This window comes from Olsenella profusa (assembly GCF_016900315.1).
In the GTDB taxonomy this organism is placed as follows: Bacteria; Actinomycetota; Coriobacteriia; order Coriobacteriales; family Atopobiaceae; genus Thermophilibacter; species Thermophilibacter profusus_A.
In genome coordinates, this window is record NZ_JACSNQ010000009.1 from 40,941 (window position 1) to 65,002 (window position 24,062).

Sequence of the window (24,062 nt, forward strand, 5' to 3'; positions counted from 1 at the left end):
CCGGCTCTTCTCGCCGCCCCGCCTGCCGTCTGCCGACGGTATCGACTTCGTGTCCTCCCATGTCGACTGCGTTACGCCGCCGCGCGTTCTTCTCGCCGCACACTACGATGGCCCTCGGTCAATGAGAGGGAGGCATCGCATATGGACGCATGGCGCAGGCTCGGCAGCTTCCTCGGGAGCCACATGGCGTTCGTCTCGCCGACGTGCGTGGTGCTCGGCGTGCTCTTCCCCGACCAGCTTTCGGTGCTCAAGCCGGCGGTCACGGCGCTCTTTGCCTTCATGACGTTCCAGAGCTCGCTCTCCAACACCTTCGCGAACCTCGCCCGGACGGTCCGCCACCCGGCGCCGATGCTCGCGACGCTGGCCATCGCGTCGGTGGCCATGCCATGCGTTGCCTGCGCGCTCGGGACGCTGCTCTTTGGCTCGGACCCCAACCTCGTGTGCGGGCTCGTCCTCGAGTACAGCGTGCCGGTGGCCGTGGTCGCGGCCATGTGGATCAACATGCACGGCGGCGACCCGTCGCTCGGCCTGGCCACGATCCTCGTCTCGACCGTGGCGGCGCCGTTCTCCATCCCGCTCACGCTGCACCTGCTCCTGGGCCAGACGGTCGAGGTGGACGCCGCGCGCATGATGGGGGAGATGGTCGTCTCCATCGCGCTGCCGGCGCTTCTCGGCACCGCGGCCAACGACCTCTCGCACGGGAGGGCTGCGCGCGAGCTCTCCCCGGTCATCGCCCCGGCGGCCAAGATCGCGCTTGTCCTGGTGATCCTGACCAACTCGACGGGCGTGGCGCCCTACGTGCGCAGCCTCACGCCCACGCTCGTCGCGGTGGCGGCCTTTGTGTGCGTGTTCGCCGCCTCGGGGTACGCGGTCGGCCTGCTCGTGGCGCGTGCGTGGCACCGCCCGGCCGGCCAGCAGGTGACGATGACCTACCTCTGCGGCATGCGCAACATCTCTGCCGGCGCGGTCATCGCGGGGGAGTACTTCCCCGGCGAGGTGATGTTCCCGGTGGTCATCGGGACGCTCTTCCAGCAGGTCCTTGCCGCGACCTACGGCTCTGTGCTGCAGCGGCTGGGTCGCGAGGACGCGTCATTGGAGGGAGCTTCATCCGAGGGTGTGTCATCCGATGACGCGCCATCGGACGCGGGGACTCGGAATTAATCCACATTTGGCTTTGTGAATCGAGAGAAACGCCAGCTGGGCGTTTGTCGGTGCGCTTCAAATGTGGGTTATTTTCGGCGCGGGTCGGTCGCGGGGGTCATGGTGCCGGGGGTTGTGCGGTCTTCGCGACCCGAAGAGCCCCGGGGCGGCTGCAGGCGCCAGAGGACGGGTACGGCCGTCCGCAGACTGACGTTTCGCCGTGCCGCTTCCCACGCTAGCGGCGCCTCCAGCGATGCTCGGGGCGGCCACTGTCGAGAATGACGGCGAGCCCCGCGATCACCACGACGGCGATGAACACGAGCTTCTTCATGGCGGACCTCCTTCTGAGGGCTGACGATGCTTCCTTGCTGACTGAATGCTCGCAAACGCGCAGGTCAAGAGCCATCGAAGAGACTTACGGCCGCCTTGCGGTTTCGTAAGGTTCGGGGTCGGATGCCTGCGCCGTCCCGTGGCCGCCCGCGTCGCCGCGCCGCCCGCGCCAGCCCGCGGCCGCCCGCGCCGGCCCGCGCGCCGCTCGCCACCCCGCCCCCTCACCCAAAAGTTTCCCATCTGTAACTCAATCCGCGAACGGTACTTGCGCTCGCAGAAGTTAGTTCTATATTACTTATGTTGAGTTAGTGGACTCAAACTTTTGGAGGCGAAGGCAATGGCTTCAGCGGCCAGGCTCCCGCTTGCGATGGTGGGCGAGGGCGAGACGGCCTGCGTGGCACAGGTCCGCGGAGACGCGGAGACGCGCCAGCACCTCGCGAACCTCGGCTTTGTCGAGGGCAGTGCGGTCAAGGTGGTCTCGCGCGCCGCCGGCGATGTCATCGTGAGCGTCAAGGGCGCGCGCCTTGCGCTCAACCGCGCGATGGCGAGCCGCATCAGCGTGACGCTCGGGTGATTCGAGGGGGCACCCCCTCTGAACACGGGGCAGCCGCACGGGCGCCCCGGGGCGGCCCCGCGCGGGACGCCCCTTTGATCGGCAGACAGAAAGGAACCTCTATGGCAACACTCAAGGACGTGAAGGTGGGGGAGAGCGCAACCGTGGCGGCGCTGACCGGCGCGGGCGCGCTCAAGCGCCGCATCATGGACATGGGCCTCACCAAGGGCACGCGCGTCTACGTGCGCAAGGTGGCACCCCTCGGCGACCCCATCGAGCTCACGGTGCGCGGCTACGAGCTCTCCATCCGGAAGGAGGAGGCCGCGAGCGTCGAGGTCGCCGACGTGCGCCAGGGCGAGGCGTAGCCCGCGGCGCATCGGGTGCGAGGTCCCGGCCGCTCGACGGCCGTTTTTCTCGCCCCATAAGTTAGCCGTCTCTAACTAATGTTACCCACCAAGTAGCATTTGAAACAGGAAGGCAAGGTATGGCAGAAACCATCATCGGTCTCGCAGGCAACCCCAACTGCGGCAAGACCACGCTGTTCAACGAGCTCACGGGCTCGAACGGCTACGTCGGCAACTGGCCCGGCGTCACCGTGGAGAAGAAGCAGGCCACCTGGCGCGCCGACAAGAGCGTGACCTTCATCGACCTGCCCGGCATCTACTCGCTCTCCCCGTACACCCCCGAGGAGGTCGTCTCGCGCGACTACATCGTCGGCGAGCGCCCGGACGCGATCATCAACCTCGTGGACGCTACCAACCTGGAGCGCAACCTCTACCTGACCACGCAGCTCCTGGAGGCCGGCCGTCCCGTGGTCGTGGGCCTCAACATGTGCGACCTGCTCGAGCAGCGCGGCGACGTCGTGGACGCCAAGGCCCTTTCCGCGCGGCTCGGCGTGCCGGTGGTCTCGGTCTCGGCCCTGCGCAACAAGAACCTCGACGAGCTCGTGAAGGTGGCCGTGGACGCCGGCCGCGCGGGAAAGGTCCAGCCCGGCGCCAGGTGCTTCTCGCCGGAGGTCGAGGACGCGCTGACCACCATCGCCTCGCTCATCTCCGGGAGCTGCGACGCCGAGCTCGTCCGCTGGTACTCGATCAAGGTCTTTGAGCGCGACGCCGAGGCCATCAAGGCTCTCGCGCTCTCCAAGGCCCAGCTCGCCGAGGCCGAGCGGGCCATCAAGTCCGTGGAGGAGGCGCGCGACGACGACGCCGAGTCCATCATCACCTCGGACCGCTACGACTGGATCGGCGAGGTCATGGCCGCCTGCGTGAAGAAGGCGCCCAAGAAGCTCTCGCTCTCCGAGAAGATCGACCGCGTGGTCACGAACCGCGTGCTGGGGCTGCCCATCTTCGTCGTGGTGATGTTCGTGGTCTACTACATCGCCGTGTCCACGGTGGGCACCTGGGGCACCGACTGGGCAAACGACGGCGTCTTTGGCGACGGCTGGCTGTGGAACCCCTCCGACCAGGCGGCCTACGAGGAGGCTACCGAGGAGTACGAGGCCGGCTACTACGGCGACAAGATCGACGGCTTCCTGGCCGCCGCCGAGGCCGACGGCGTGGCGACCGACGGGGTGGCCGACGCCGTGGCCACCCTTGCCGAGGATCCGGAGGACGCCGACGCGCAGGCCGTGGTGAGCGACTTCGCCGCCGAGGCCGAGGCCGCGGGCGTCACGGCCACCGACGTGCCGATGCACGACGGCGACGGCAACTTCATCACCGTGGACGCCGACGGCGAGGAGGGCATCGCCACGCGCCTCGACGCCGCGGGTGAGCCGGTGCTTGCTGACGGCCAGGAGCTCGCGGTCATCGACACCGTGACCGCCGCCGACTTCGAGGACGCCGTGGCCGCGCAGGACAGCGCGCCGGCCCTGGAGGACTACGGCAGCTTCGTCCCGTCGATCCCGTCGATCATCGAGGGCTGGCTCCAGGCGGCCGGCGCCTCCGACTTCGTCCAGGCGCTCGTGCTCGACGGCATCGTGGCCGGCGTGGGCGCGGTGCTCGGCTTCATCCCGCAGATGTTCGTCCTGTTCATCATGCTCTGCTTCCTCGAGGACTGCGGCTACATGAGCCGCGTGGCCTTCGTCATGGACCGCGTGTTCCGCCGCTTCGGCCTCTCCGGCAAGTCCTTCATCCCGATGCTCATCTCGTCTGGTTGCGGCGTGCCCGGCGTCATGGCTACCAAGACCATCGAGAACGAGAAGGACCGTCGCATGACGGCCATGCTCACCACGATGATCCCCTGCGGCGCCAAGACCCCGATCATCGCCCTGGTGATGGGCGTGCTCATCGGCGGCTCCGACGCCTGGTGGGTGGCTCCGATGTTCTACTTCCTCGGCCTTGCCGCCATCATCGTCTCCGCACTCATGCTCAAGAAGACCAAGATGTTCGCCGGCGACCCGGCCCCGTTTGTGATGGAGCTGCCCGACTACCACTTCCCGACGCTCAAGAGCTGGTGGCTGCACGTGTGGGAGCGCATCTCCGCCTACCTCAAGAAGGCCGCGACGATCATCTTCGCCGCGTCCGTGGTCGTGTGGTTCCTGCTTGAGTTCGGCTTCGCCAACTGGGAGGGCGGCAACGGCGCCTTCGGCTTCCTCTCCCTCATGGACGGCGCGCCCGAGTACTACACCGACTACTCGCTGCTCGCCCTCGTGGGCAACGCCATCGCCTGGATCTTCGCGCCGCTCGGCGCCGACACCTGGCAGGCGGCCGCGGCCTCGATCAACGCCCTGATCGCCAAGGAGAACCTCGTCTCCACCTTCGGCGTCATCTACGGCATCGGCGACGCCACCGAGAACTCCGTGACCATGTGGAGCGGCTTCGCCGGCATGTTCACCGACGCCTCCGGCATCCTGCACGTCGGCGCCATGTGCGCGTTCGTGGCCTTCAACATGCTCGACGCGCCGTGCTTCGCCGCCATCGGCACCATCCGTCGCCAGATGGACAGCCCCAAGTGGTTCTGGTTCGCAATCGGTTACCAGTGCGTCTTCGCCTGGTGCGTGGGCCTCATCATCAACCAGCTCTGGGAGCTCTTCGTGCTGGGGAACTTCGGCGTGTGGACCGTGGTGGCCTTCGTGCTGCTTGCCGGCATGATTTTCCAGATCGTCCGGCCGATGCCCAAGACCGAGCAGTCCGACGACAAGATCCTCGCCGACCTTGCCGCATGATACGAAGGGACAGTCCCTTCGTATCATCCCGTGGGCGCGTCGCCGGTCCGCGTGGCCGACGGCGCGCTCGTCTTTACCGGGAGGGTGTGATATGGGCAGGCATTCCGACATAGCCGCGGCCGCGCGCGGGATCATCCTGGCCAACCTGTCGCGCCGGGTGACGATCCCCGAGCTCGCGCGGGCCTGCGGCACCTCTCCGACGGTGCTCAAGGACGCCTTCCGCGCTGAGTTCGGCACGAGCGTCTACGCGTGGGCCCGCCGGCGACGGATGATCGCCGCGGCCAAGCTGCTCGTGCGGACAAGCGCGTCGGTGGCCGAGGTCGCCCGGGCCGTGGGCTACGCCAACCCGTCGAAGTTCGCGCGGGCGTTCGAGGCGTGCCTGCGGATGAGCCCGAGTGCGTTCCGTGCGCGCTATGGTCGCAGGCTCTGACGGCTGCGTGGGGCGGGGCTGGGCTGGCGGCTGGGCTTGGCGAGACGCACCGTTTTCGGACGTTCTTCTCGCCCGAACCGTCCGCCGGCGGTGCTCCGCGGAAGGGTGGTACCGTTTCCGGACGTTCCAACATGGGGAACCGTCCGAAAACAGTGCGCCTGGAAGGGGGCACCGTTTCCGGTCGTTCCGGCTGAGAAAACCGTCCGTCAGTGGTGCGTCATAGAGCGGGACACTGTTTCCGGACGTTCTGGCGAGAAGAACCGTCCGCCAGCGGTGCGCCGCTGGGAGGGGACACTGTCTCTGGACGTTCCGGCGGACGGAACCGTCCTAAAACGGTACGTCACCAACCCCACGTACTTCTCGACCTCAAGGAGGCCCTCATGACAGAAGGAACGCTTCAGGCTCTCTTGTGGGCTGCGCTCGGCTGCGGCTTCACGTGGCTCATGACCACCGCCGGCTCGGCCGTGGTGTTCTTCTTCCGCAGCGAGCGGCGCCTCATGCACCACATCTTCCTTGGCTTCGCCGCCGGGGTCATGGTGGCGGCGAGCGTGTGGTCGCTGCTCAACCCGGCCATCGAGCAGGCCGAGGCCCAGGGCGTCCCGGGCTGGCTGCCCGCCGCGGGCGGGTTCCTGCTGGGCGTCGCGTTTCTCATGGCGCTCGACACCGTGCTGCCGCACCTGCACGCCGACGCGGCCGAGCCCGAGGGCGTCCGCACCGGCTGGAAGCGCACGACGCTTCTGGTCTCGGCGGTGACGCTCCACAACATTCCCGAGGGCATGTCCGTGGGCCTGCTCTTTGCGATGGCGGCGCAGACGGCGGGCGCGGCCGGCGAGGCCTACCTCGGCATGGCGTTCGCGCTTGCCATCGGCATCGGTCTGCAGAACTTCCCGGAGGGCGCGGCGATCTCCCTGCCGCTCGCGCGCGAGGGGATGAGCCGGCGGCGCGCCTTCGTGGCCGGTAGCCTCTCCGGCGTGGTGGAGCCGGTCTTCGGCGTGGCCGTGGTGCTGGCGAGCGGCTGGATCAGCCCGTTCATGCCGTGGCTTCTGGCCTTTGCGGCGGGCGCGATGATCTACGTGGTGGTGGAGGAGCTCGTCCCCGAGGCTCACCTCGGCGAGCATTCCAACGTGGGCACCCTCGGCTTCATCGGCGGCTTCGTGGTGATGATGGTGCTCGACGTGGCGTTGGGGTAGGGCACGAGGGCCGACGCCATCCTCCAAGCCGGCCGCGGCTTCTCTCCGTCGGCCTCGGGTGTCCCTTGCGCGTCTCGGAGGCGCCCGTTGCCTCGGGGTCACCCGCCGGCCACGGGCGCCCCTGTCGGTCCTCGCCGGCCACGGGCGCCCCCCCGCCGGTCCCGGTTACCCCGCCCGACCTCCCCTAGATCAATTATGGAGAAGATATGTAAGACTAGGTTAACACTAGGAATTAGCCAGAGTTAACTTATTCTAACAGTGCGCCGAGAAGAACCGGGAAGCAAGCGACTCACCGGGGGGCGGCGCAACGGGTTTAACCCTGCCTGAAGCGACGGACCCTCTCCCCGTCGCGAACGGCGAACCTTCGCGCCACCTGCCAACCCCCTCTAGGCAGGTGGCGCCTTTGCGTTGGACGCACCTAAATCCGTAGGGTACGTACACCACCCCGTCGGGTACGTACACTCCCAAAAGTCCTTCTCGCCGGGCCGCTCGACGTTTTCGCAGCTAGATGGGCTGGCGAGAAGAACGTCAAAGTTGCAACAGTGTACGTACCCTGGGAGGGGAGTGTACGTACCCGGGGAGGGGAGTGTACGTACCCTGGGAGGGGGTGTACGTACCTTGGGAGACGGCACACGTGCCCAGCCCGCCCCGCAACAAGAAAGCCCCCGGCCCGAAAACCGGACCGGGGGCACGACGGCGCGACGAAGCGTCTGCGACGGCAGCCTACTTCTTGGCCTTGCCCTGGTTGGCGACGGCGTTGATCTTGGCCTCGATGGTGGCCGGGTCGCCGATGTAGTGCTTGTCGACGACGTTCCAGTCCTTGTCGAAGGTGTAGGAGCACGGCACGCCGGTCGGGATGTTGACCTCGAGGATCTGCTCGGGGGTCAGCTTCTCGAACTGCATGACGAGGGCGCGCAGGGAGTTGCCGTGGGCGGCGATCAGCACGCGCTTGCCGGCCTCCATCTGCGGCTTGATCTCCTGCTCGAAGTACGGCCAGGCGCGGGCGATGGTGTCCTTCAGGCACTCGGTGTAGGGGAGGTCCTCGGCAGGCACCTCACGGAACATCTCGAGCATGTGCGGGTCGCGCGGGTCGCCGGGCTCGAGGGCGGGCGGCTGGACGTCGAAGGAGCGGCGCCAGATCTTGACCTGCTCCTCGCCGTGCTCGGCGGCGGCGTCGGCCTTGTTCAGGCCCTGGAGGGCACCGTAGTGGCGCTCGTTGAGCTGCCAGGCCTTGTGGACGGGCAGCCAGTTGCGGTCGAGCTCGTCGAGCACGCAGTTGAGCGTGTGGATGGCGCGCTTGAGCAGCGAGGTGTAGCAGACGTCGAAGTCGTAGCCGGCCTCCTTGAGGGCCTTGCCGCCCGCGTGGGCCTCCTCGCGGCCGGTGTCGGTGAGGTCGACGTCGGTCCAGCCGGTGAAGAGGTTGAGCTTGTTCCACTCGGACTCGCCGTGGCGGACGATGACAAGCTGCATGGTCTGGTCGTCGTTCATTGGAGACACGTCCCTTCTCTTTGGTCCTCCCAATGCGGAGTTTGTGCGGCGTCTGCCGCCAAACATCTATAGTATGACGCAACGGGTATAGTTACCTTCAGTTAACACCAAAGTTTTTGCGCGGTCTTGGCCGGCGGCCTGCCGCCCCGCCCCGCGCCCGGTCGGGAAGTGGTCTCATGGGTCCCGTGGACATTGCAATCCTCGCCGTCGTGGCCGCGCTGCTCGTGCTGGCCGTGCGCTCGCTCGTCCGCTCCGGGAAGGGGGGATGCGCGGGTTGCGGCTCCGCCTCGAGCTGCTCGGCGCACGCCACCGGCGCGCCCTGCCCGGCGGCCTCCGACATGCTCCGGCGCGCGGAGTCCGCCCTCGGCGAGAAGAACCCGCGCTAGCGGCGCCGCCGGGGGCGCGGCCGCCCGCCTCGCCGTGGCCCGCCTCGCCGTGGCCCGCCTCACCGGCGGCCGCCCGCCGGGGCCTGCCGTGCTCGCCCCCGCCCGCCTCGCCGGGGGCCGCATGCCGCCGTGCTCGCTCCCGCCCGTCGCCCCGGGGGCCGCATGCCGCCGTGCTCGCTCCCGCCCGTCGCCCCACCGCCGCCTGTCCCAGGTTCTTCTCGCCAGACGGACGGAAACAGGCGCGAAACACTCATGTGAGAACCTATCCCAGACTATGAGCCCGAGCCGTATGACCGGGGAGGAATTCGCATGAGCAGCGAGAAAGACATCGACTTTGTCCTACGCACCGTGGAGGGGCGCGACATCCGCTTCGTGCAGCTGTGGTTTACCGACGTGCTCGGCAACCTGAAGTCCTTTGCGATCTCCCCCGAGGAGCTCGAGGAGGCCTTTGAGGAGGGCATCGGCTTCGACGGCTCGTCGGTGGACGGCTTCGTCTCCCTGGAAGAGTCGGATATGCTGGCGTTCCCGGACCCCGAGACCTTCCAGCTGCTGCCGTGGCGCCCGCACGAGTCCGGCGTGGCGCGCGTGTTCTGCAACATCTTCACGCCGAGCCGCGAGCCCTTCGAGGGCGACCCGCGCCGCTGCCTGCTCAACGTCTTCACCAAGGCCGACGACCAGGGCTTCGTTCCCAACGTGGGTCCCAAGATCGAGTACTTCTACTTTGACAACGACCTCGACCCCGTGCCGCTGGACACCGCCGGCTACTTTGACCTCACGCCGATGGACACGGCCAACGACCTGCGTCGCCAGACCACCCTCACCCTGGAGAAGATGTCCATCCCGGTGCAGTACTCCTACCACACGGCCGGCCCCTCGCAAAACGGCGTCGAGCTGCGCTTCACCGAGGCCGTGAGCTGCGCGGACAACATCATGACGGCGCGGTTGGTCATCAAGCAGGAGGCCGCGGGGCAGGGGATGTTCGCCTCGTTCATGCCCAAGCCCATCGCGTCGGCGCCGGGCTCGGCGATGTTCCTCTACCAGTCGCTGCTGGACCACGACGGAGAGAACCTCTTCTGGGCGCCCAAGGAGCACCACCCCGCCCACCTCTCCGACCTCGCGCAGCACTACGTGGCGGGCATCCTCAAGTACGCCCCGGAGTTCACGCTGGTCACCAACCCTACCGTCAACTCCTACAAGCGCTTCATCTCCACCGGTGAGGTGCCCAACTACGCCACGTGGGGCCGCAAGAACCGCTCGGCGCTCGTGCGCGTCCCCACGCACAAGCCAGGCAAGCACATCGCCACCCGCATCGAGCTGCGCAGCCCCGACCCCACGGCCAACCCCTACCTGGCGCTGGCCGTGACCATCGCGGCGGGCCTCAAGGGCATCGAGGAGGGGCTGCCGATGCCGGAGGAGTGCACGAGCGACACCTTCGACGCGCCGGCCCGCGAGCTTGCCGCCAAGGGGATTGAACGGCTGCCGCGTACCCTCGGCGAGGCCATCGACCGCTTCGAGGAGTCCGAGCTCATGCGCGAGGTCCTCGGCGAGCACATCTTCACCTACTTCGTGCGCGAGAAGCGCCGCGAGTGGGACGAGTTCTGCACCTCCGTCACCGACTGGGAGCGCGAGCACTACTACGGCGGTGTTTAGCGAGGGCGCCGCGCCGCCTCGGGCTGGAAACGTCGCCTGGCTCCTACGCGGCGAGAAGAGCCGCGGCGGGAGGTTCTTCTCGCCCCGTTCCACGCGGTGAGAAGAACCTCTCTCAGCGTGTCAATCTTGTTAAGAAAACCCTCGTCGCGCGTTCCTGAACGTCGCTTGAACCAAACTTGCAGACTGGCGACAGCGAGGCGTCCGTGCCGCGGCAGCGCGGCGGCAGGCTCGTCTCGACACGGGGAAGACCCCGTGCCCCTGTCGGGAAAGGGCGTGACCACGCGCCGAAGCACTTGGGGAAGGACCCACACATGAAGCTCTCCAGCCGGATTGCGGGCGGCCTGGTGGTTGCCTGCGCGCTAGCCGTGACAATCGCGGGATGCAGCGGGGGAGGGCAGACCAGCACTCCCGTCTCTACGGACGGGGGAGACGACCAGGCGGCCTACACCCTCGTCGAGGACGGCAAGCTCATCGTTGCCTCAGACCTCGCCAACCCGCCGCTCGACTACGTGGAGGAGGGCTCCACCGAGGCCATGGGCTTCGAGGTCGACCTCATGGGCGCCGTGTGCGACAAGCTCGGCCTCACCTGCGAGTACCTGCCCGCGATGAAGTTCGACAGCATCATCCCGCTCATCCAGCAGGGCGGCCGCGCGGACGTGGGCGTCTCCAACTTTACAATTACCGACGAGCGCAGGGAGCAGATTGACTTCACCGATCCCTACCTCGACTCCAACCTGGGCATCGTGACGCGCTCCGACGCGCAGGCCACCTCCGAGGACGCGCTCAACGCCGAGGGCATGCGCATCGCCGTGCAGTCCGGCTCGACGGGCGCCGCGTGGGCCGAGGAGCACCTGCCCAACGCCGAGGTCGTCTCGCTCGACGACCCGGTGCTCTCAGTGACCGGTGTCTCCGCGGGCCAGTATGACGCGGCGGTGGCGGACCTTCCCGTCATGCAGTACCTGGCCAACTCCTACGACAACTGCCAGGTCGCCGTGGAGATCCCCACCGGCGAGCAGTACGGCATCGTCGTCAGCAAGGACAACCCCGGCCTCACCGAGGCCATCAACGAGGCACTCTCCGAGCTCGAGCAGGACGGCACCATCTCCGACCTCGAGGTCAAGTGGTTCGGTACCGAGCTCTAGCTACGTGCCCGGCCACCCGGGCGAGAAGAACAAATTGGGGACAGTCCCCAATTTACATAGGGGAAGGGCGGCCGCCGGGCCGCAGAATACATAGGGAGGAACAGCAATGACCACCATGAACAGGCGCAACTTCATCGCCACGCTTGGCCTCGCGGGGTCCGCGGCGCTTCTCGCCGGCTGCAGCAACGACACCGCTGCCCCGGCCGACGACGCCACGACCACCGATGACACCGCCTCCGACGAGCCCAGCTACACCCTCGTGAAGGAGGGCGTGCTCACCAACGTGGCCGAGCTCGGCTTTGCCCCGTTCGAGTACATCGACGAGGACGGCAACACCGTGGGCTTCGACGTGGACCTCTCCAACGCTCTCGCCGAGCACATGGGCCTCTCCTCCTGCGAGTGGCTGCCCAACCAGGCTTTCGACACCCTTGTCCCGACCATCCAGCAGGGCGGCAAGGCCGACATCTCCATCGCCGGCATGACGATCACCGACGAGCGCCTTGAGCAGGTCGACTTCACCGACCCGTACCTGGCCTCAAACCAGGGCCTCATCCTGCCCGCCGGCTCCTCCGAGACCGAGGACACCCTCAACGCCGCCGACAAGCAGATCGCCTGCCAGTCCGGCACCACCGGCGACGAGTGGATCTCCGAGCACCTGCCCAACGCCACTAAGGTGCCTCTGCAGGATGTGACCGCCGGTCTCATGGGCGTCCAGACCGGCCTCTACACCGCCATGGTCATCGACCTGCCCGTGGCCCAGAACATGATCTCGCAGTCCTTCTCTGACCTCGAGGTCGCCATCGAGATCCCCACCGGCGAGCAGTACGGCATTGCCGTCTCCAAGGACAACCCCGGCCTCAAGGACGCCCTCAACGACGCCCTTGCCGCGCTGGAGGAGGACGGCACGATGGACGACATCAAGCAGAAGTGGTTCGGCACCACCGAGATCTAGGCGAGAAGAACCGGACGGTCGGGCGGGGCGCGCGGCGGCAGACGCCGTGCGCCCCTCTCGATACGTGATGAGTGGGCCGAGGGACCGCTTCCGTCGGACATCTCCCGGCTCGGAACGGAGGTAGCATGCAGCACAGAAGGGGGGCCTTGCTCGCGGCGCTGGTCATCGCGCTTGCGTGCGTCTTTGCCACCACGCTCGCGGTGCCGCAGCAGGCGCAGGCGCTCACCACCGAGAACGCTACCGCCCGTCCCAACGAGGATGGCGGCGATGGCGTTATCGGCGGGATGGACACGCGCCTCACCTGGGAGGGCACCGTCGAGGACGGCGAGGAGGTCACCTCGGTCACGCTCACCCTGCCCGAGGGTGCGAGCTTCGACCACTCCACCACGCGCATCACCGCGCTTGAGGGCCTCTCCCGCATGGACGTCACCGGCACGGCCACGCCCTCCGGCTCTAGCATCACCGTCACCTTCGACCAGACGGTGCCGGCCGGTTCGCTGCTTCGCCTGGAGATCACCAACATGCAGTTCCCCGCCGCGGGCGGCGACGTGGTGGTCTCCGGTACCTACCAGGCCGCAGACGGCGAGCACGCGCTCGCCGACTCCGACCCCATCACCACGATCGCTAACACTCCGCTGCAGTCAATCGTCAACTGGCTCGACCAGCAGCCGTGGGTGGACGCCTGGAACTCAAACCAGTTCCTGGGGATGTTCCTGCGCCCGCAGCTGCTCGTGACGTCGTTCGCGTCGCTCGCGCCCGGATGGCTCCTCTGTCTGGGCATCGTGGTGGCGGCCTACCCGTTCGCCATCGCGCTGGGGCTGCTCTTCGCCATGCTCAAGATCTCCCGCTGGCGCATCGTGCGCGCGGTGGCCGTGGTCTACATCAACGTGCTGCGCGGCACCCCGCTCTTCCTGCAGATTTACATCATGTTCTTCGGCCTGCCGATGCTCAACATCAACATCGACAACAACCTGCTCGGCATCATCGTCATGGCGATCAACTCTTCGGCCTACCTCGCCGAGATCTTCCGCGCGGGCATCCAGTCCATCCCGCAGGGCCAGTACGAGGCCGCGAGCTCCCTTGGCATGAACTACGTGCAGACCATGTTCAACATCATCCTGCCGCAGACCGTGCGCCGCGTAATCCCCACCGTCACGAGCGACTTCATCACCGCCTTCAAGGACACCTCGCTTTTGTCCTCGGTGGGCGTCATGGAGCTCATGATGTTCTCCAAGAACCTCACCACCGTCTCGGGCAACATCACCCCGTATGTGGCAGCCGGCATCTTCTATCTGATCGTCACGCTGCCGCTCATCAAGGTCGTCGGCATTGTCGAGGACAACATCGCCCGCTCCGAGCGCGGCGGCGGCCCGCGTCCCAAGCGTCGCGCGCAGGTCGCCGACAACGCCGACGAGCTCGTTCGCTCTGGCGAGAAGAACTCAGCGGCCGTGAGTGCCGCCGTGAGTGCCCTCACGGGCGCGCCCGCCGTCGCCCCCGCGGGCGTCGCCCCGCTCCCCAGCGCTAAGGAGGCCGCCGATGGCTGCTAGGATTCACCGCAGGAACGTCCCCGAGGTCCCGCCGGCGCTCCCCGCCGACGAGGCCGCCGCCGCGGCCTACGCCTCCGACCAGGGCCTCACGCGTCACCACTTCACGCCCGGGGAGCACCCTATCGTGCGCATCGAGCATCTCAACAAGAGCTTCGACGAGACGCTGGTCCTAAAAGACGTCAACCTCAACGTCTGGCCTGGCGAGGTCGTGGTGGTTCTCGGCCCCTCGGGTTCGGGCAAGTCCACTATGCTGCGCTGCATCAACCTGCTGGAGACGCCCACGGCCGGCCACATCCTCATCGAGGACGAGGAGATTACCGGCAAGAGCACGGCCGACGTCAACAAGCTTCGCCGCGACGTGGGCATGGTCTTCCAGCAGTTCAACCTCTTTCCGCACCTCACGGCAAAGGGCAACGTGATGATCGGCCAGACCAAGGTTCTGAAGCGGGACAAGGCCGAGGCCGAGGCGGAGGCCCTGAAGCAGCTCGCCGCCGTGGGCCTTGCCGACCGTGCCGACTTCAAGCCCGCCCAGCTCTCCGGCGGCCAGCAGCAGCGCGTGGCCATCGCCCGCGCCGTGGCCATGCACCCCAACGTGCTGCTCTTCGACGAGCCGACCTCGGCGCTCGACCCCGAGCTCGTGCGCGGCGTGCTCGACGTCATGCGCGACCTCGCGGAGAACTCCGGCATGACCATGATCGTCGTGACCCACGAGATGGGCTTCGCGCGCGACGTGGCCGACCGCGTGGTCTTCATGGAGGGTGGCGTGATCGTGGAGCAGGGCCTGCCGGAGAAGGTCTTCGACCACCCGGAGAACGCCCGTACGGCGGAGTTCCTCGGCTCGATCAAGTAGGGCCAAGGGCGGCTGCCTTGCGCCCGCCCGGCCCCTCCCTCGGCGAGAAGAACGTGCGTATAGCGGCGAGTTTGTGCGCCGCGCGGAATTGGGCGGGGTTGTGCGCTGCGCGCGATTTCCGGGGAGTGTGCGTTTTGGCCGCCCGATTCTGGGGGAGTGTGCGTTTCAGCGCGCACAGACCCGCGAATTCTGGCACCCAAACGCACACTCCCGCCGATTCCCGCGCCGCGCACAACCCCGCCGGATTTGGCACCCGGATTCGGCGCGGCGCCCCGGTGGGCGGCCGCGGTGCGACCGCAGGTTCTTCTCGCCGGGAAGCGGGGCGCTGAGCTGCGCAAACGTGGCGAACACAGCGTTTCGGACGTGTTACGCGCGCCCGGGGGACCGCCCTCTATCTGCGCCTCATTTGAGTATTTGCAACAACGCCCCTGCTCGCGCGGGGGCGTTGTGGTACCCTTTGCAAATACATGTGTCCATGTTGGGAGGCACGACGGATGCACCATAAGAACATCCTGCTCATATCCGCGACCACGCGGCTGCACGATTGCATGCGCGAGCTCTCGCACGCCATCGACGTTTCCATCGCCCTGGCGAACGAGGAGACCTTCTCGCAGGCGGTCAGCTCCGGCCACGAGTTCGACCTCGTAATCCTTGACGCCGAGGGCATGAGCCAGGACATCCTCAACTCCGTCGACGCCTTCGTGGCGGAGAACGGCTTCATCCCGATGCTGCTCGTCCAGGACCCGGACAAGCTCGCCACGCTCCACATGCCCACCCAGGGCACCAACGACTTCATCCTCTCCACCGCCGGCCTCGCCGAGTTCGAGCTGCGCAGCACGCTGCTGCTCTGGCCGGGGGAGGAGAGCGCGCCGGCCGACCTGGTGACCGTGGACAACATGACCATCAACCTCGCCACCTACCAGGTCTACATCGACGAGAAGCCCGTGGACCTGACGCTCATGGAGTACTCGCTGCTGTCCTTTCTGGCCACGCACCCCTCCCGCGCCTACTCGCGCGAGACGCTGCTCCACCGCGTCTGGGGCTTTGAGTACTGCGGCGGTACCCGTACGGTGGACGTGCACATCCGTCGCGTCCGCTCCAAGGTGGGCCCGCAGGTGGCAAGCCACATCGTGACCATCCGCGGCGTCGGCTACCTCTTCCGCATCTAGCGCGGCGCGACGTACGGCTCGGCGCCGCGCGGCGGGCAGCCGGGCGCCAGGCCGCGCGCGGCTCGGTGTCGTGCGGCTCGTCCGGCGTGCGACCCGGCTGGGCCGCGCCTGTCCAGTCACCGAGACCTTCCCTCCCGAGAGGCACTGAGCTGGGGAATTCCCGTGCGCGCCCCGAGGTTCTTCTCGCCGGGGCGGGCTCTCTGAGACAGGTTTTTCAGGAACCGGAAAGCATCGTGCCGCCAAAGTGGTCTCGCACAAAGCCTCGTTTGGGCGGACGCTCAGAGGGTACATTCGACCTCGGACGATAAAGGAGCGCCTGCGGCGGAGTGCCGGCGGGCGCGTCGACGAGAGAAGGAAGACATGAGCGAGAATCCCTTTGGCACCCCCTCCCCGGAGGGGCACGGCGAGTCCCAGAACACCGAGGTCCGTCCGACCGTCCAGACCCCGCCGATCCCCGGCGCCCACGTGGCCGACCCAAGCTCCGGCTCCGGCCTGGCCGCCCCTGAGCCGGACGTCCCGCAGGGCGACGCCCCCGAGCACGCCCGCAAGGGCACGCGGAGGCGCACGGCGCGCGCCGTGGTGGCCGGCCTCATCGGCGGCGTGGTCGGCGCGGGCGCCCTGGTGGCCGCGCTGGTGGGCACCGGCGTGGTGGGCACTCCGCAGGTGCAGTCCACGGCCGGTGGCACTACCCAGCAGGTCACCATCGACCCCAACGACGAGGACACCACCGTCGCCAACGCCGTGGCCGCCAAGGCGCTGCCCTCCGTGGCCACCGTCTACTGCACCTTCGCCGACGGCGAGGGCATGGGCTCCGGCGTGATCTACGACGCCGAGGGCAACATCATCACCAACAACCATGTCGTCGAGAACGCGCAGAGCATCTCGGTGACCATCAACGGCAAGAGCTACTCCGCCGAGCTCGTGGGCACCGATCCCTCCAGCGACGTGGCCGTCATCAAGGCGGACCTCCAGGGCGACTCCGTGACCCCGATGGAGATTGGCGACTCCTCGGCGCTGCAGGTGGGCGACTGGGTGATGAGCGTGGGCAGCCCGTTCGGCCTTGAGAACTCCGTCTCCCAGGGCATCGTGAGTGCCCTCTCGCGCAACACGCTGCTGCAGGGGGCCTCGGGCAACACCCTCTACACCAACCTCATCCAGACCGACGCCACGATCAACCCGGGCAACTCCGGCGGCGCGCTCGTGGACGACCAGGGCCGCCTCGTGGGCATCTGCACGCTCTACAGCTCCGACACGCAGAGCTTCGCGGGCATCGGCTACGCCATCCCGTCCGACTACGCCACGCAGATCGTCGACAAGATCATCAGCGGGCAGCCGGTCACCCACGCCTACATCGGCCTCACGATGCAGACGGTGAACACGCAGAACTCCCTGGCCAACAGCCTCGGCGTGACCTCGGGCGCCTACGTGGTCGAGGTGGCCGACGGCGGCCCGGCGGCCGAGGGGGGCATCCAGAGGGGCGACGTGATCACGGCGATCGGTGACGACCAGGTGACCTCCGCGGACAGCGCGATCCTGGCGGTGCGCTCGCACGATATTGGCGAGACGGTGCAGGTCACGGTCATGCGCGACGGCCAGCAGCGGACCTTCGACGTGACGCTCGGCTCCGATGAGGATCTCCAGCAGCAGCAGGAGCAGCAGCGCGACGAGACCGTCAACATCAACGGCCAGGACATCTCGCTGCAGGACCTCATCGACATGTACCAGCAGTACCAGGAGCAGCAGATGAACCCCTTCGGCGGGCGCTAGCCTGCTGAGCGGCGGCCTCGCACGGCACAAGGCGCGGCGAGAAGAACGGCGACTCGGGAGGGCCTCGCGGGCACGCGCTCGCGGGGCCCTCTCCGTGACGGGCGAGGCGGCGTGTCGGCGGTCGTGGTTGCGGTTGCGGCCTTCGGTCCAGCTCGGCCTGCCTCGGCCCGCTCCGATCCGCCTCAGCCCGAGGGGTACGTACACCCCCCTCAGGGTACGTACACCCCCGCGGCGTTGACGTCCTTCTCGCCACCTCGGTTACCTGCGGAAACGTCAGATGGCTTGGCGAGAAGGACGTCGAGGGGTGTACGTACCCTGCGGCTGGGTGTACGTACCCTGCGGCTGGGTGTACGTACCCTGCGGCTGGGTGTACGTACCCTGCGGCGCCGCAGATGCGTACCCCCCACGGAGGGGGCGTACGCATCTGCGGCGCCGGGCTGGCGCCGTTCTCGCCGGGCGGGACGCTGCTATAGTCGACACGTCACGTGTTCGTCGCGCTGCCGGCGCGTCAGGAAGGAGAGCCATGTCGCTCACACGACCCTCGGGAGCGTCCCTCTCGCCCGAGCTTCTGGCAAGGGTGGACGCCTGCCGCACGACGCACGTCTGGTACGTGGGCTACGGCTCCAACCTGCTGCGGGCGCGCTTCATGCTCTACGTTGAGGGCGGCTTCTGCGAGAGCAACGGTCGGGGCTATGCGGGCTGCGACGACCCCACGCCGCCCGTCTGCGACGTGCCCTTTGACGTCCCGTTTGACATGTACTTCGGCAACGTGAGCGAGCCCTGGGGCGGCGGCGTCTCGTTTCTGGACGCGTCGCGGCCGGGCTTTGCCTACGGCCGGGCCTACCTGGTGACGCGCGCGCAGTTCGAGCAGGTGTGGGACCAGGAGGGCCGCGGGGACGCGTGGTACGCGAGGGGGCTGGATCTGGGCACGTACCTGGGCGTGCCGGCCCTGAGCTTCACCAACGCCGAGCGTCGGCCCTTCCACGAGCCGGGCGCCCGCTACCTCGACGTGCTGCGCCGGGGCCTCGCCGAGGCCTACCCCGAGCTCCCTGCCGCGGAGATCGAGCGCTACCTGGCGCAGGCACGGGGGCGGTAGCCGCGTGGGCGTGCGTGCCGAGGCGCTGGGGGCCGGCCTTGCGACGGAGCTGGGGCCCGTCGTTGTCGTGCTGGCGGCGATGGTCGTGCTGGCTGTGGCGGTGCTTGCGGGGCGCGTTGCATGGCGCGCGTGGCTGCGACGTCGCGCGTCGGCGGAGCTGGGCGTGCCGGTGCCGCGGACCGTCGCCGTCCGGCGTGACGTCGCCTGTCCCGACCCTGGCTCGCTGCGGCTTGCCTACCCGTGCTGGTCGCGCGCCAAGGCGGACGGCACGCGAGACGGTCGTACGCGGGACTTCTCGGTTGTCCGGCCGCCCTCGGTGCTGCGCGTCGGCGGCTGGCGCCTCTCTGACAAGAGCCCGTTCACCATCTACCACCTGGCCCTGTGCCTGCGCGACGCGGGCCGCGCCGTAGCCCCCTGCAACGAGGAGGCCGAGAAGTACCTCAGGCTGCGGGACGCCGCCCGGGACCGCCGCAGCGCGCGCAGCGTGGACGAGCTCGTCGCGCGCTTCCACAGTCGGCCCACGGACTTCGAGTCCTTCTGCGCGGAGCTCTACCGCGCGCTCGGCTCTGAGGCGCACGTGACGCCGCCCAGCCGCGATGGTGGCTTTGACCTGCGGCTGGTTGACCGCGACGGCCGTAGTGCGATCGTGGAGTGCAAGTGCTACGCGCGCGGGCACTCCGTGGGCCGCCCACAGGTCCAGAAGCTGCGCGGCGCCAACGACGTGGAGCGTGCCGACCGGATGGTCTTCGTCACCACGAGCTCGTTCTCGGCGGAGGCCGAGAAGTACGCGCGGCAGGCGGGCGTGGAGCTCGTGGACGGGCTGGCGCTCACGGCGCTCTGCGACCGCGCGTGGGGCGGTGGCGCCGGGGAAGTCGTCGACGCGGCGGACGCCCGGCTCACCGACGCCGAGATCCGCCTGCGGTTCCCGGCGGACATGTAGGGCGGGCGGTTTGCGGGCGGGCGGCTTGCGAAGGGCCGCAGGAGCCGGCGCCCGCGGGTGCCGCAGCTGCCGCGCTCGCTGCAGGCCTGTGACCGCCCACCGTACCGCCTAGTTGTCGCTGCGGGAGAAGCCGTTCCTCATGCGCATGCTGGCCTCGTAGAGCACCTTGTCGAGCAGGTCGTCCGTGGCGCGGCGGCACTCGTCGGCGATGGCCTGGTTGCAGGCCGTGAGATCGCCGCCCTTCTCGTCACACTCGCGCACGAGCGCGGCGCAGCGGCTTGTGAGGGCCTCCTGGTAGCGCTCCACGTGCGGCAGGCACGCGCCGTAGGCCGCGTCGGAGAGCGCGCCCACAAGGCGGTTGGCCCAGTAGAAGTTCTCGCTGGTCACGCGCGTGGTGGTGTCCTCGAGGTAGGCCGGCGTCTCCTCGACGTTGGCGTAGAGGGGCACGAGCGCGTTGAAGGCGTTGGACCCGTAGGCCACCCACTGCAGAGCGGCGCGCTCGGCCGGAACGTCCGGGCGCAGCTGCAGTACCGCGAGCTGGCTGTTGCGGTTGATGCCGATGGGACGGTAGCGCCCGCGGGTGCCGGGGTCGCCGGCCGTGCCGTAGGGGTCGTAGGGCGTGCCCTGGTAGTGGAGGGAGAGCACGTACTTCACGTCCTCGATGGTGAGCTTGCGCTCGGGCTCGCGGCACCAGGGGAGGGTGTCGCTCTCGGGGCCGAAGTCGGAGGCCGGCGCGGCGGTGTCCCACGGGCCGGCGTGCGGGTTCAGGAAGCGCTGCATGGCCCAGGCGCGCGGCGTGTTATAGACGTGGTCGGAGTCGGAGTGGCTGCCGAAGGCGTCGCGCGGGTTGAAGTGCATGCCGTCCCCGCCGAGCGTGAGGTCAAGGTGGTTGGCGGCCATCCACTCGCGCAGGTCGGCCGAGCAGAGGTGGTCGTGCTGCTCGCCGAAGGCGTCGCCGAGGTCGAAGTCGTCGATGCCGAGCTGGTTGGGCATCGTGACGTAGCAGTCGTCAGGCACGCGGCGGGCGATCCAGTGGTGACCGCCCACGGTCTCCAGCCACCAGATCTCGTCGGCGTCGGAGAGGGCGACGCCGTTCATCTCATAGGTGCCGTAGGTCTCAAGCAGGGCGCCGAGGCGCGCCACGCCGTCGCGGGCGCTCGTCGCGTAGGGGAGGACGAGGGTAACCATGTCCTCCTCGCCGATGCCGCCGAGCTGCTCGGCACGGTAGCCCTCCTCGCCGGGGGTGCCGACGGCGGCCTCGTAGCGCACGAGCGGGTCGGCGGCAAGCACGCGCTCGTTGGAGGTGATCGTCTCGGTGGCGCTCATGCCCACGTTGCGGCTGTTGAACCCCGCCTCCTCCCAGAGGCCCTCCTTGAGGTCGGCGTTGGGCATCGCGGTGTAGCGCATGCCGTCCTCGGGAAGGATGATCTCAAGGTGCGAGAGGACGCTCTTGTAGACGGAGCCCGCCTGCGGGGCGGGGCGCGACACGAAGCGCTTGGGGCAGAACTCGCCGTTGGACGAGTCCTCGTTGCGGGCCACGATGGTGGAGCCGTCGTAGCTGGCGCGTTTGCCGATGAGGATGGTGGTGCAGGGCATGGTGCCTCCTTGTTTGGCCGGGCGGTCGCGGGTCGGACCGGCGACGGGTGCTGCCCGGGCGGTCGCTTCGCCACCATCTTAGCCATATGCGGCGCAGCGGTGGCTGCGAGCTTGGGCAAGGTGCGAGCCGACCTCCCGGCAGCGCCGCTGAGCCCGGGTGCGGGTTTGCAATTTGGCCGTAAGTGTGACAAAGAGGACCGAGAATTTGCAATTCGTCCATAAGTGTGACGCTGTTTCGGCACCCCCGCGATAGCCAGGTGGCAAAGCCGCAGGAAAGATGATAACTAATCAAATTGAATCGGGCGATTCTCGAAAAACGGCGTCACACTTACGGCCGAATTGCAAACCAGAGGGTCGTCTTGTCACACTTACGGCCGAATTGCAAAAAAACCGGGCCAAGACGTTGGGGCACCCCCAGGCGGCGCCCGCAAAGCCCCCGGCGCACCGTGCCCCGGCGGCGAGGCCGTCAAGGCGTGCGTACCCGCCCGCACGGTTGCGCCCGCGACCCGCCGCGCGCGATAATACACGAGCCGAAACAACCGTTAGCTCAGAGAGGTACCCCGCATGTCGATGAAGTTCAAGCGCCTGCTGCCCATCCCCAAGGAGATCCGCGCCGAGATGCCGCTCTCGGACGAGATGACGGCGCGCAAGGCGGACTTTGACGCGCAGGTCGCGGCGGTGCTTACCGGCAGGGACAGTCGCCGCCTGCTCATCATCGGTCCGTGCTCCGCGGACCGCGAGGACTCCGTGCTCGACTACGTGACGCGCCTCGCCAAGCTCGCCGAGCGCGTCTCGGACAAGCTCGTGGTCATCCCGCGCGTCTACACCAACAAGCCCCGCACCAAGGGCACCGGCTACAAGGGCCTGCTCCACAACCCCAACCCCGAGGCGGCCGACGACATGCTCGGCGGCGTCAAGGCCATCCGTCACATGCACCTGCGTGTGGTGGAGGAGACGGGCCTTTTCACGGCGGACGAGATGCTCTATCCCACCAACTACCAGTACCTCATCGACCTGCTGGCCTACATCGCGGTGGGCGCGCGCTCCGTCGAGAACCAGGAGCACCGCCTGGTGGCCTCTGGCGTCCCGATGCCGGTGGGCATGAAGAACCCCACGGGCGGCTCCACCGACGTGATGCTCAACTCCATCTACGCCGCGCAGCAGCCCCAGACCTTCATCTTCCGCAACTGGGAGGTGGCCACCACGGGCAACCCGCTCGCGCACGCGGTGCTGCGCGGCTACGTGGGCCTGGACGGCATCAACTACCCCAACTACCACTACGAGTACCTCGAGCGCCTGGCCGAGAAGTACACGGCCTCGAGCTTCGAGAACCCGGCCGTGATCATCGACTGCAACCACGACAACTCCGGCAAGCGCCCGTTCCAGCAGATCCGCATCTGCCACGAGGTCATGGACTCCGTCCACCGCTCCGAGGCCATCGGGCGCCTGGTGCGCGGCTTCATGGTGGAGAGCTACCTCGTGGACGGCAACCAGCCCGTGGGCGGCGGCACCTACGGCCAGTCCATCACGGACGCCTGCATCGGCTGGGAGAAGACCGAGCGCCTGGTGTTGGAGATCGCCGAGCGCTCGTAGGCGTCCGTGGGCGGCGCCGGCCGAAATCCGGGCTACGCCACCCTCACCGAGGGGTACAACTGTCTTGGAGCGCGGTCAGCCGAGAAGGACCTCGGCTCGATTGGGGAGGACGATGAAGATGGGACACACGGGTGCGACTCGCATGGGGGCCGGGCTTGCCGCGGCGCTGATTGCCGTCGGGGGCGTCTCGCTTGCCCTTCTCGGGTGCAGTCCCGCCACCCAGACCCAGCAGGAGGACCCGGGCATGGGAGAGGTCCTGGACCCCCAGGCGACCGAGGAGCAGGGCTCCCCGGCGTGGGAGGGGGAGCCTGCGGTGCAGGCGGAGGGCTACTCGCTCAGCGTCGGGGACGTGAGGGTCGACGACAGCGGTCTGGGGGCGGCGTCCTTCGTGCTGAGCAACCCGGACGGCCTGGGAGGCACGCTCGACGAGACGGGCGGCTTCGTCGCTGACGCCGGGCAGGCCGCGATCGACGCCGTGCAGCTGCGCGTGGGGAACGACCAGCTCGAGGGCCGTCCCAACATGCGCTTCGTGGTCGACGAGGGCGCCTCGACGGACACCGAGCTGTACGGCACCGCCTACTTCGACACCCGCGGCACGGCCGACCCGGCCGACGGCGTGTTCTGCCAGCTCGTCTGGCACGCTGGGGCCGAGGCCCCCGAGAGCCAGGGCCAGACCTCGCAGCCGCTTGAGACCAAGGCGGTCGACACGCGCGCCTTTGCGGACGGCAGCGGCGCCACGGCGGAGCTCAGCGAGCTCGGCGTGACGCTGAGCGCGGGGATTGGCACGGACGACGGCCAGTTCATCGACGGGCGCGTCACCCTGCAGCTGTCGGACGGCTCCGAGGTCGTGGCCTACGGGGCCGAGGGCGCCGTGAGCGCAACCCAGAGCATGCGGAGCGACGGGTCCTCGTCCTACACGTTTGCCTCGGAGGTGGACCCGGGCGACGTCATGAGCGTCACGCTCGAGGGGACGGCCTTCACCGTGGACGGCGAGGAGGCGAGGACCCTCGTCCTCACGCCCACGGCCTAGCGGCCGACCGGTGGCCCGGGCGGCGGCAGGGGATGTGCGAGCGGCCCGCG

20 protein-coding genes are annotated in these 24,062 nt (G+C 68.3%); 18 read left to right on the forward strand and 2 right to left on the reverse strand.

Annotated features, from left to right (window positions below):
* Positions 1 to 141: 141 nt before the first annotated feature.
* The 6 genes from H9X80_RS05555 to H9X80_RS05580 all read left to right on the forward strand — a co-directional run bounded on the left by H9X80_RS05555 (position 142) and on the right by H9X80_RS05580 (position 6,806).
* Entirely contained in the window at positions 142 to 1,161 is a 1,020-nt protein-coding gene (locus tag H9X80_RS05555) for a bile acid:sodium symporter family protein (protein WP_204793349.1), read from the forward strand.
* Positions 1,162 to 1,807: 646 nt separating this feature from the next.
* Positions 1,808 to 2,044 carry a FeoA family protein gene (locus tag H9X80_RS05560; RefSeq protein ID WP_204793350.1) on the forward strand — a complete coding sequence of 79 codons (237 nt, stop codon included), beginning with the start codon at positions 1,808 to 1,810 and terminating at the stop codon, positions 2,042 to 2,044.
* A 101-nt stretch (positions 2,045 to 2,145) separates the two neighbouring features.
* A complete protein-coding gene (locus H9X80_RS05565; RefSeq protein ID WP_204793351.1) occupies positions 2,146 to 2,388 on the forward strand; it encodes a FeoA family protein in 243 nt (80 codons plus the stop codon).
* Positions 2,389 to 2,507: 119 nt separating this feature from the next.
* Positions 2,508 to 5,186 carry a ferrous iron transporter B gene (gene feoB, locus H9X80_RS05570; protein WP_204793352.1) on the forward strand — a complete coding sequence of 893 codons (2,679 nt, stop codon included), beginning with the start codon at positions 2,508 to 2,510 and terminating at the stop codon, positions 5,184 to 5,186.
* 91 nt (positions 5,187 to 5,277) lie between these two features.
* Positions 5,278 to 5,616 (forward strand): helix-turn-helix domain-containing protein, encoded by a 339-nt coding sequence (locus H9X80_RS05575; RefSeq protein ID WP_204793353.1) that lies wholly within the window; start codon positions 5,278 to 5,280, stop codon positions 5,614 to 5,616.
* Between the two features lie 380 nt (positions 5,617 to 5,996).
* The gene (locus tag H9X80_RS05580) at positions 5,997 to 6,806 is read left to right on the forward strand and encodes a ZIP family metal transporter (RefSeq protein WP_204793354.1); all 810 of its coding nucleotides are present in this window, start codon (positions 5,997 to 5,999) and stop codon (positions 6,804 to 6,806) included.
* Positions 6,807 to 7,529: 723 nt separating this feature from the next.
* Here H9X80_RS05580 and gpmA read toward each other — a convergent pair.
* Positions 7,530 to 8,294 (reverse strand): 2,3-diphosphoglycerate-dependent phosphoglycerate mutase, encoded by a 765-nt coding sequence (gene gpmA, locus H9X80_RS05585; RefSeq protein WP_239471691.1) that lies wholly within the window; start codon positions 8,292 to 8,294, stop codon positions 7,530 to 7,532.
* A 176-nt stretch (positions 8,295 to 8,470) separates the two neighbouring features.
* Between gpmA and H9X80_RS05590 the strand changes: the two genes are divergently transcribed.
* The 10 genes from H9X80_RS05590 to H9X80_RS05635 all read left to right on the forward strand — a co-directional run bounded on the left by H9X80_RS05590 (position 8,471) and on the right by H9X80_RS05635 (position 19,793).
* Entirely contained in the window at positions 8,471 to 8,680 is a 210-nt protein-coding gene (locus H9X80_RS05590) for a FeoB-associated Cys-rich membrane protein (RefSeq protein WP_204793355.1), read from the forward strand.
* Between the two features lie 309 nt (positions 8,681 to 8,989).
* Positions 8,990 to 10,330, forward strand: a complete 1,341-nt coding sequence (locus H9X80_RS05595; protein WP_204793356.1) for a glutamine synthetase family protein — start codon at positions 8,990 to 8,992, stop codon at positions 10,328 to 10,330.
* Positions 10,331 to 10,641: 311 nt separating this feature from the next.
* Positions 10,642 to 11,472: an ABC transporter substrate-binding protein gene (locus H9X80_RS05600; RefSeq protein WP_204793357.1), complete on the forward strand. Its 831-nt coding sequence runs from the start codon at positions 10,642 to 10,644 to the stop codon at positions 11,470 to 11,472.
* Positions 11,473 to 11,578: 106 nt separating this feature from the next.
* Positions 11,579 to 12,424: an amino acid ABC transporter substrate-binding protein gene (locus H9X80_RS05605; protein ID WP_204793358.1), complete on the forward strand. Its 846-nt coding sequence runs from the start codon at positions 11,579 to 11,581 to the stop codon at positions 12,422 to 12,424.
* 125 nt (positions 12,425 to 12,549) lie between these two features.
* The gene (locus tag H9X80_RS05610; RefSeq protein ID WP_204793359.1) at positions 12,550 to 13,971 is read left to right on the forward strand and encodes an amino acid ABC transporter permease; all 1,422 of its coding nucleotides are present in this window, start codon (positions 12,550 to 12,552) and stop codon (positions 13,969 to 13,971) included.
* On the forward strand, positions 13,961 to 14,821 hold the full coding sequence (locus tag H9X80_RS05615) for an amino acid ABC transporter ATP-binding protein (RefSeq protein WP_239471685.1): 861 nt from the start codon (positions 13,961 to 13,963) through the stop codon (positions 14,819 to 14,821). The genes H9X80_RS05610 and H9X80_RS05615 overlap by 11 nt, the downstream gene beginning before the upstream one ends.
* A 494-nt stretch (positions 14,822 to 15,315) precedes the next feature.
* Positions 15,316 to 15,990 (forward strand): response regulator transcription factor, encoded by a 675-nt coding sequence (locus tag H9X80_RS05620; RefSeq protein ID WP_204793360.1) that lies wholly within the window; start codon positions 15,316 to 15,318, stop codon positions 15,988 to 15,990.
* 360 nt (positions 15,991 to 16,350) lie between these two features.
* Positions 16,351 to 17,757, forward strand: coding sequence for a S1C family serine protease (locus tag H9X80_RS05625; protein ID WP_204793361.1), 1,407 nt, complete (start codon positions 16,351 to 16,353; stop codon positions 17,755 to 17,757).
* A gap of 523 nt (positions 17,758 to 18,280) precedes the next feature.
* Positions 18,281 to 18,853, forward strand: coding sequence for a hypothetical protein (locus H9X80_RS05630; protein WP_204793362.1), 573 nt, complete (start codon positions 18,281 to 18,283; stop codon positions 18,851 to 18,853).
* A 4-nt stretch (positions 18,854 to 18,857) separates the two neighbouring features.
* Positions 18,858 to 19,793, forward strand: a complete 936-nt coding sequence (locus tag H9X80_RS05635) for a restriction endonuclease (protein WP_204793363.1) — start codon at positions 18,858 to 18,860, stop codon at positions 19,791 to 19,793.
* Between the two features lie 108 nt (positions 19,794 to 19,901).
* Here the strand turns inward: H9X80_RS05635 and H9X80_RS05640 are convergent, their stop codons facing one another.
* Positions 19,902 to 21,389, reverse strand: a complete 1,488-nt coding sequence (locus tag H9X80_RS05640) for a C69 family dipeptidase (protein ID WP_204793364.1) — start codon at positions 21,387 to 21,389, stop codon at positions 19,902 to 19,904.
* A 564-nt stretch (positions 21,390 to 21,953) separates the two neighbouring features.
* On the opposite strand from H9X80_RS05640, the gene H9X80_RS05645 reads away from it, so the two are divergent.
* Entirely contained in the window at positions 21,954 to 22,982 is a 1,029-nt protein-coding gene (locus tag H9X80_RS05645; RefSeq protein WP_204793365.1) for a 3-deoxy-7-phosphoheptulonate synthase, read from the forward strand.
* 112 nt (positions 22,983 to 23,094) lie between these two features.
* Positions 23,095 to 24,012, forward strand: coding sequence for a hypothetical protein (locus H9X80_RS05650; protein WP_204793366.1), 918 nt, complete (start codon positions 23,095 to 23,097; stop codon positions 24,010 to 24,012).
* Positions 24,013 to 24,062: the final 50 nt, after the last annotated feature.

Bases quoted from the DNA above. Each gene is read 5' to 3' on its own strand.
- H9X80_RS05600 (WP_204793357.1), top strand. From the start codon at position 10,642: ATGAAGCTCTCCAGCCGGATTGCGGGCGGCCTGGTGGTTGCCTGCGCG.
- H9X80_RS05645 (WP_204793365.1), top strand. From the start codon at position 21,954: ATGTCGATGAAGTTCAAGCGCCTGCTGCCCATCCCCAAGGAGATCCGC.
- H9X80_RS05555 (WP_204793349.1), top strand. From the start codon at position 142: ATGGACGCATGGCGCAGGCTCGGCAGCTTCCTCGGGAGCCACATGGCG.
- H9X80_RS05610 (WP_204793359.1), top strand. From the start codon at position 12,550: ATGCAGCACAGAAGGGGGGCCTTGCTCGCGGCGCTGGTCATCGCGCTT.
- gpmA (WP_239471691.1), bottom strand. From the start codon at position 8,294: ATGAACGACGACCAGACCATGCAGCTTGTCATCGTCCGCCACGGCGAG.
- H9X80_RS05620 (WP_204793360.1), top strand. From the start codon at position 15,316: ATGCACCATAAGAACATCCTGCTCATATCCGCGACCACGCGGCTGCAC.
- H9X80_RS05595 (WP_204793356.1), top strand. From the start codon at position 8,990: ATGAGCAGCGAGAAAGACATCGACTTTGTCCTACGCACCGTGGAGGGG.
- H9X80_RS05630 (WP_204793362.1), top strand. From the start codon at position 18,281: ATGTCGCTCACACGACCCTCGGGAGCGTCCCTCTCGCCCGAGCTTCTG.
- feoB (WP_204793352.1), top strand. From the start codon at position 2,508: ATGGCAGAAACCATCATCGGTCTCGCAGGCAACCCCAACTGCGGCAAG.
- H9X80_RS05615 (WP_239471685.1), top strand. From the start codon at position 13,961: ATGGCTGCTAGGATTCACCGCAGGAACGTCCCCGAGGTCCCGCCGGCG.
- H9X80_RS05565 (WP_204793351.1), top strand. From the start codon at position 2,146: ATGGCAACACTCAAGGACGTGAAGGTGGGGGAGAGCGCAACCGTGGCG.
- H9X80_RS05605 (WP_204793358.1), top strand. From the start codon at position 11,579: ATGACCACCATGAACAGGCGCAACTTCATCGCCACGCTTGGCCTCGCG.
- H9X80_RS05560 (WP_204793350.1), top strand. From the start codon at position 1,808: ATGGCTTCAGCGGCCAGGCTCCCGCTTGCGATGGTGGGCGAGGGCGAG.
- H9X80_RS05575 (WP_204793353.1), top strand. From the start codon at position 5,278: ATGGGCAGGCATTCCGACATAGCCGCGGCCGCGCGCGGGATCATCCTG.
- H9X80_RS05580 (WP_204793354.1), top strand. From the start codon at position 5,997: ATGACAGAAGGAACGCTTCAGGCTCTCTTGTGGGCTGCGCTCGGCTGC.
- H9X80_RS05650 (WP_204793366.1), top strand. From the start codon at position 23,095: ATGAAGATGGGACACACGGGTGCGACTCGCATGGGGGCCGGGCTTGCC.
- H9X80_RS05590 (WP_204793355.1), top strand. From the start codon at position 8,471: ATGGGTCCCGTGGACATTGCAATCCTCGCCGTCGTGGCCGCGCTGCTC.
- H9X80_RS05625 (WP_204793361.1), top strand. From the start codon at position 16,351: ATGAGCGAGAATCCCTTTGGCACCCCCTCCCCGGAGGGGCACGGCGAG.
- H9X80_RS05640 (WP_204793364.1), bottom strand. From the start codon at position 21,389: ATGCCCTGCACCACCATCCTCATCGGCAAACGCGCCAGCTACGACGGC.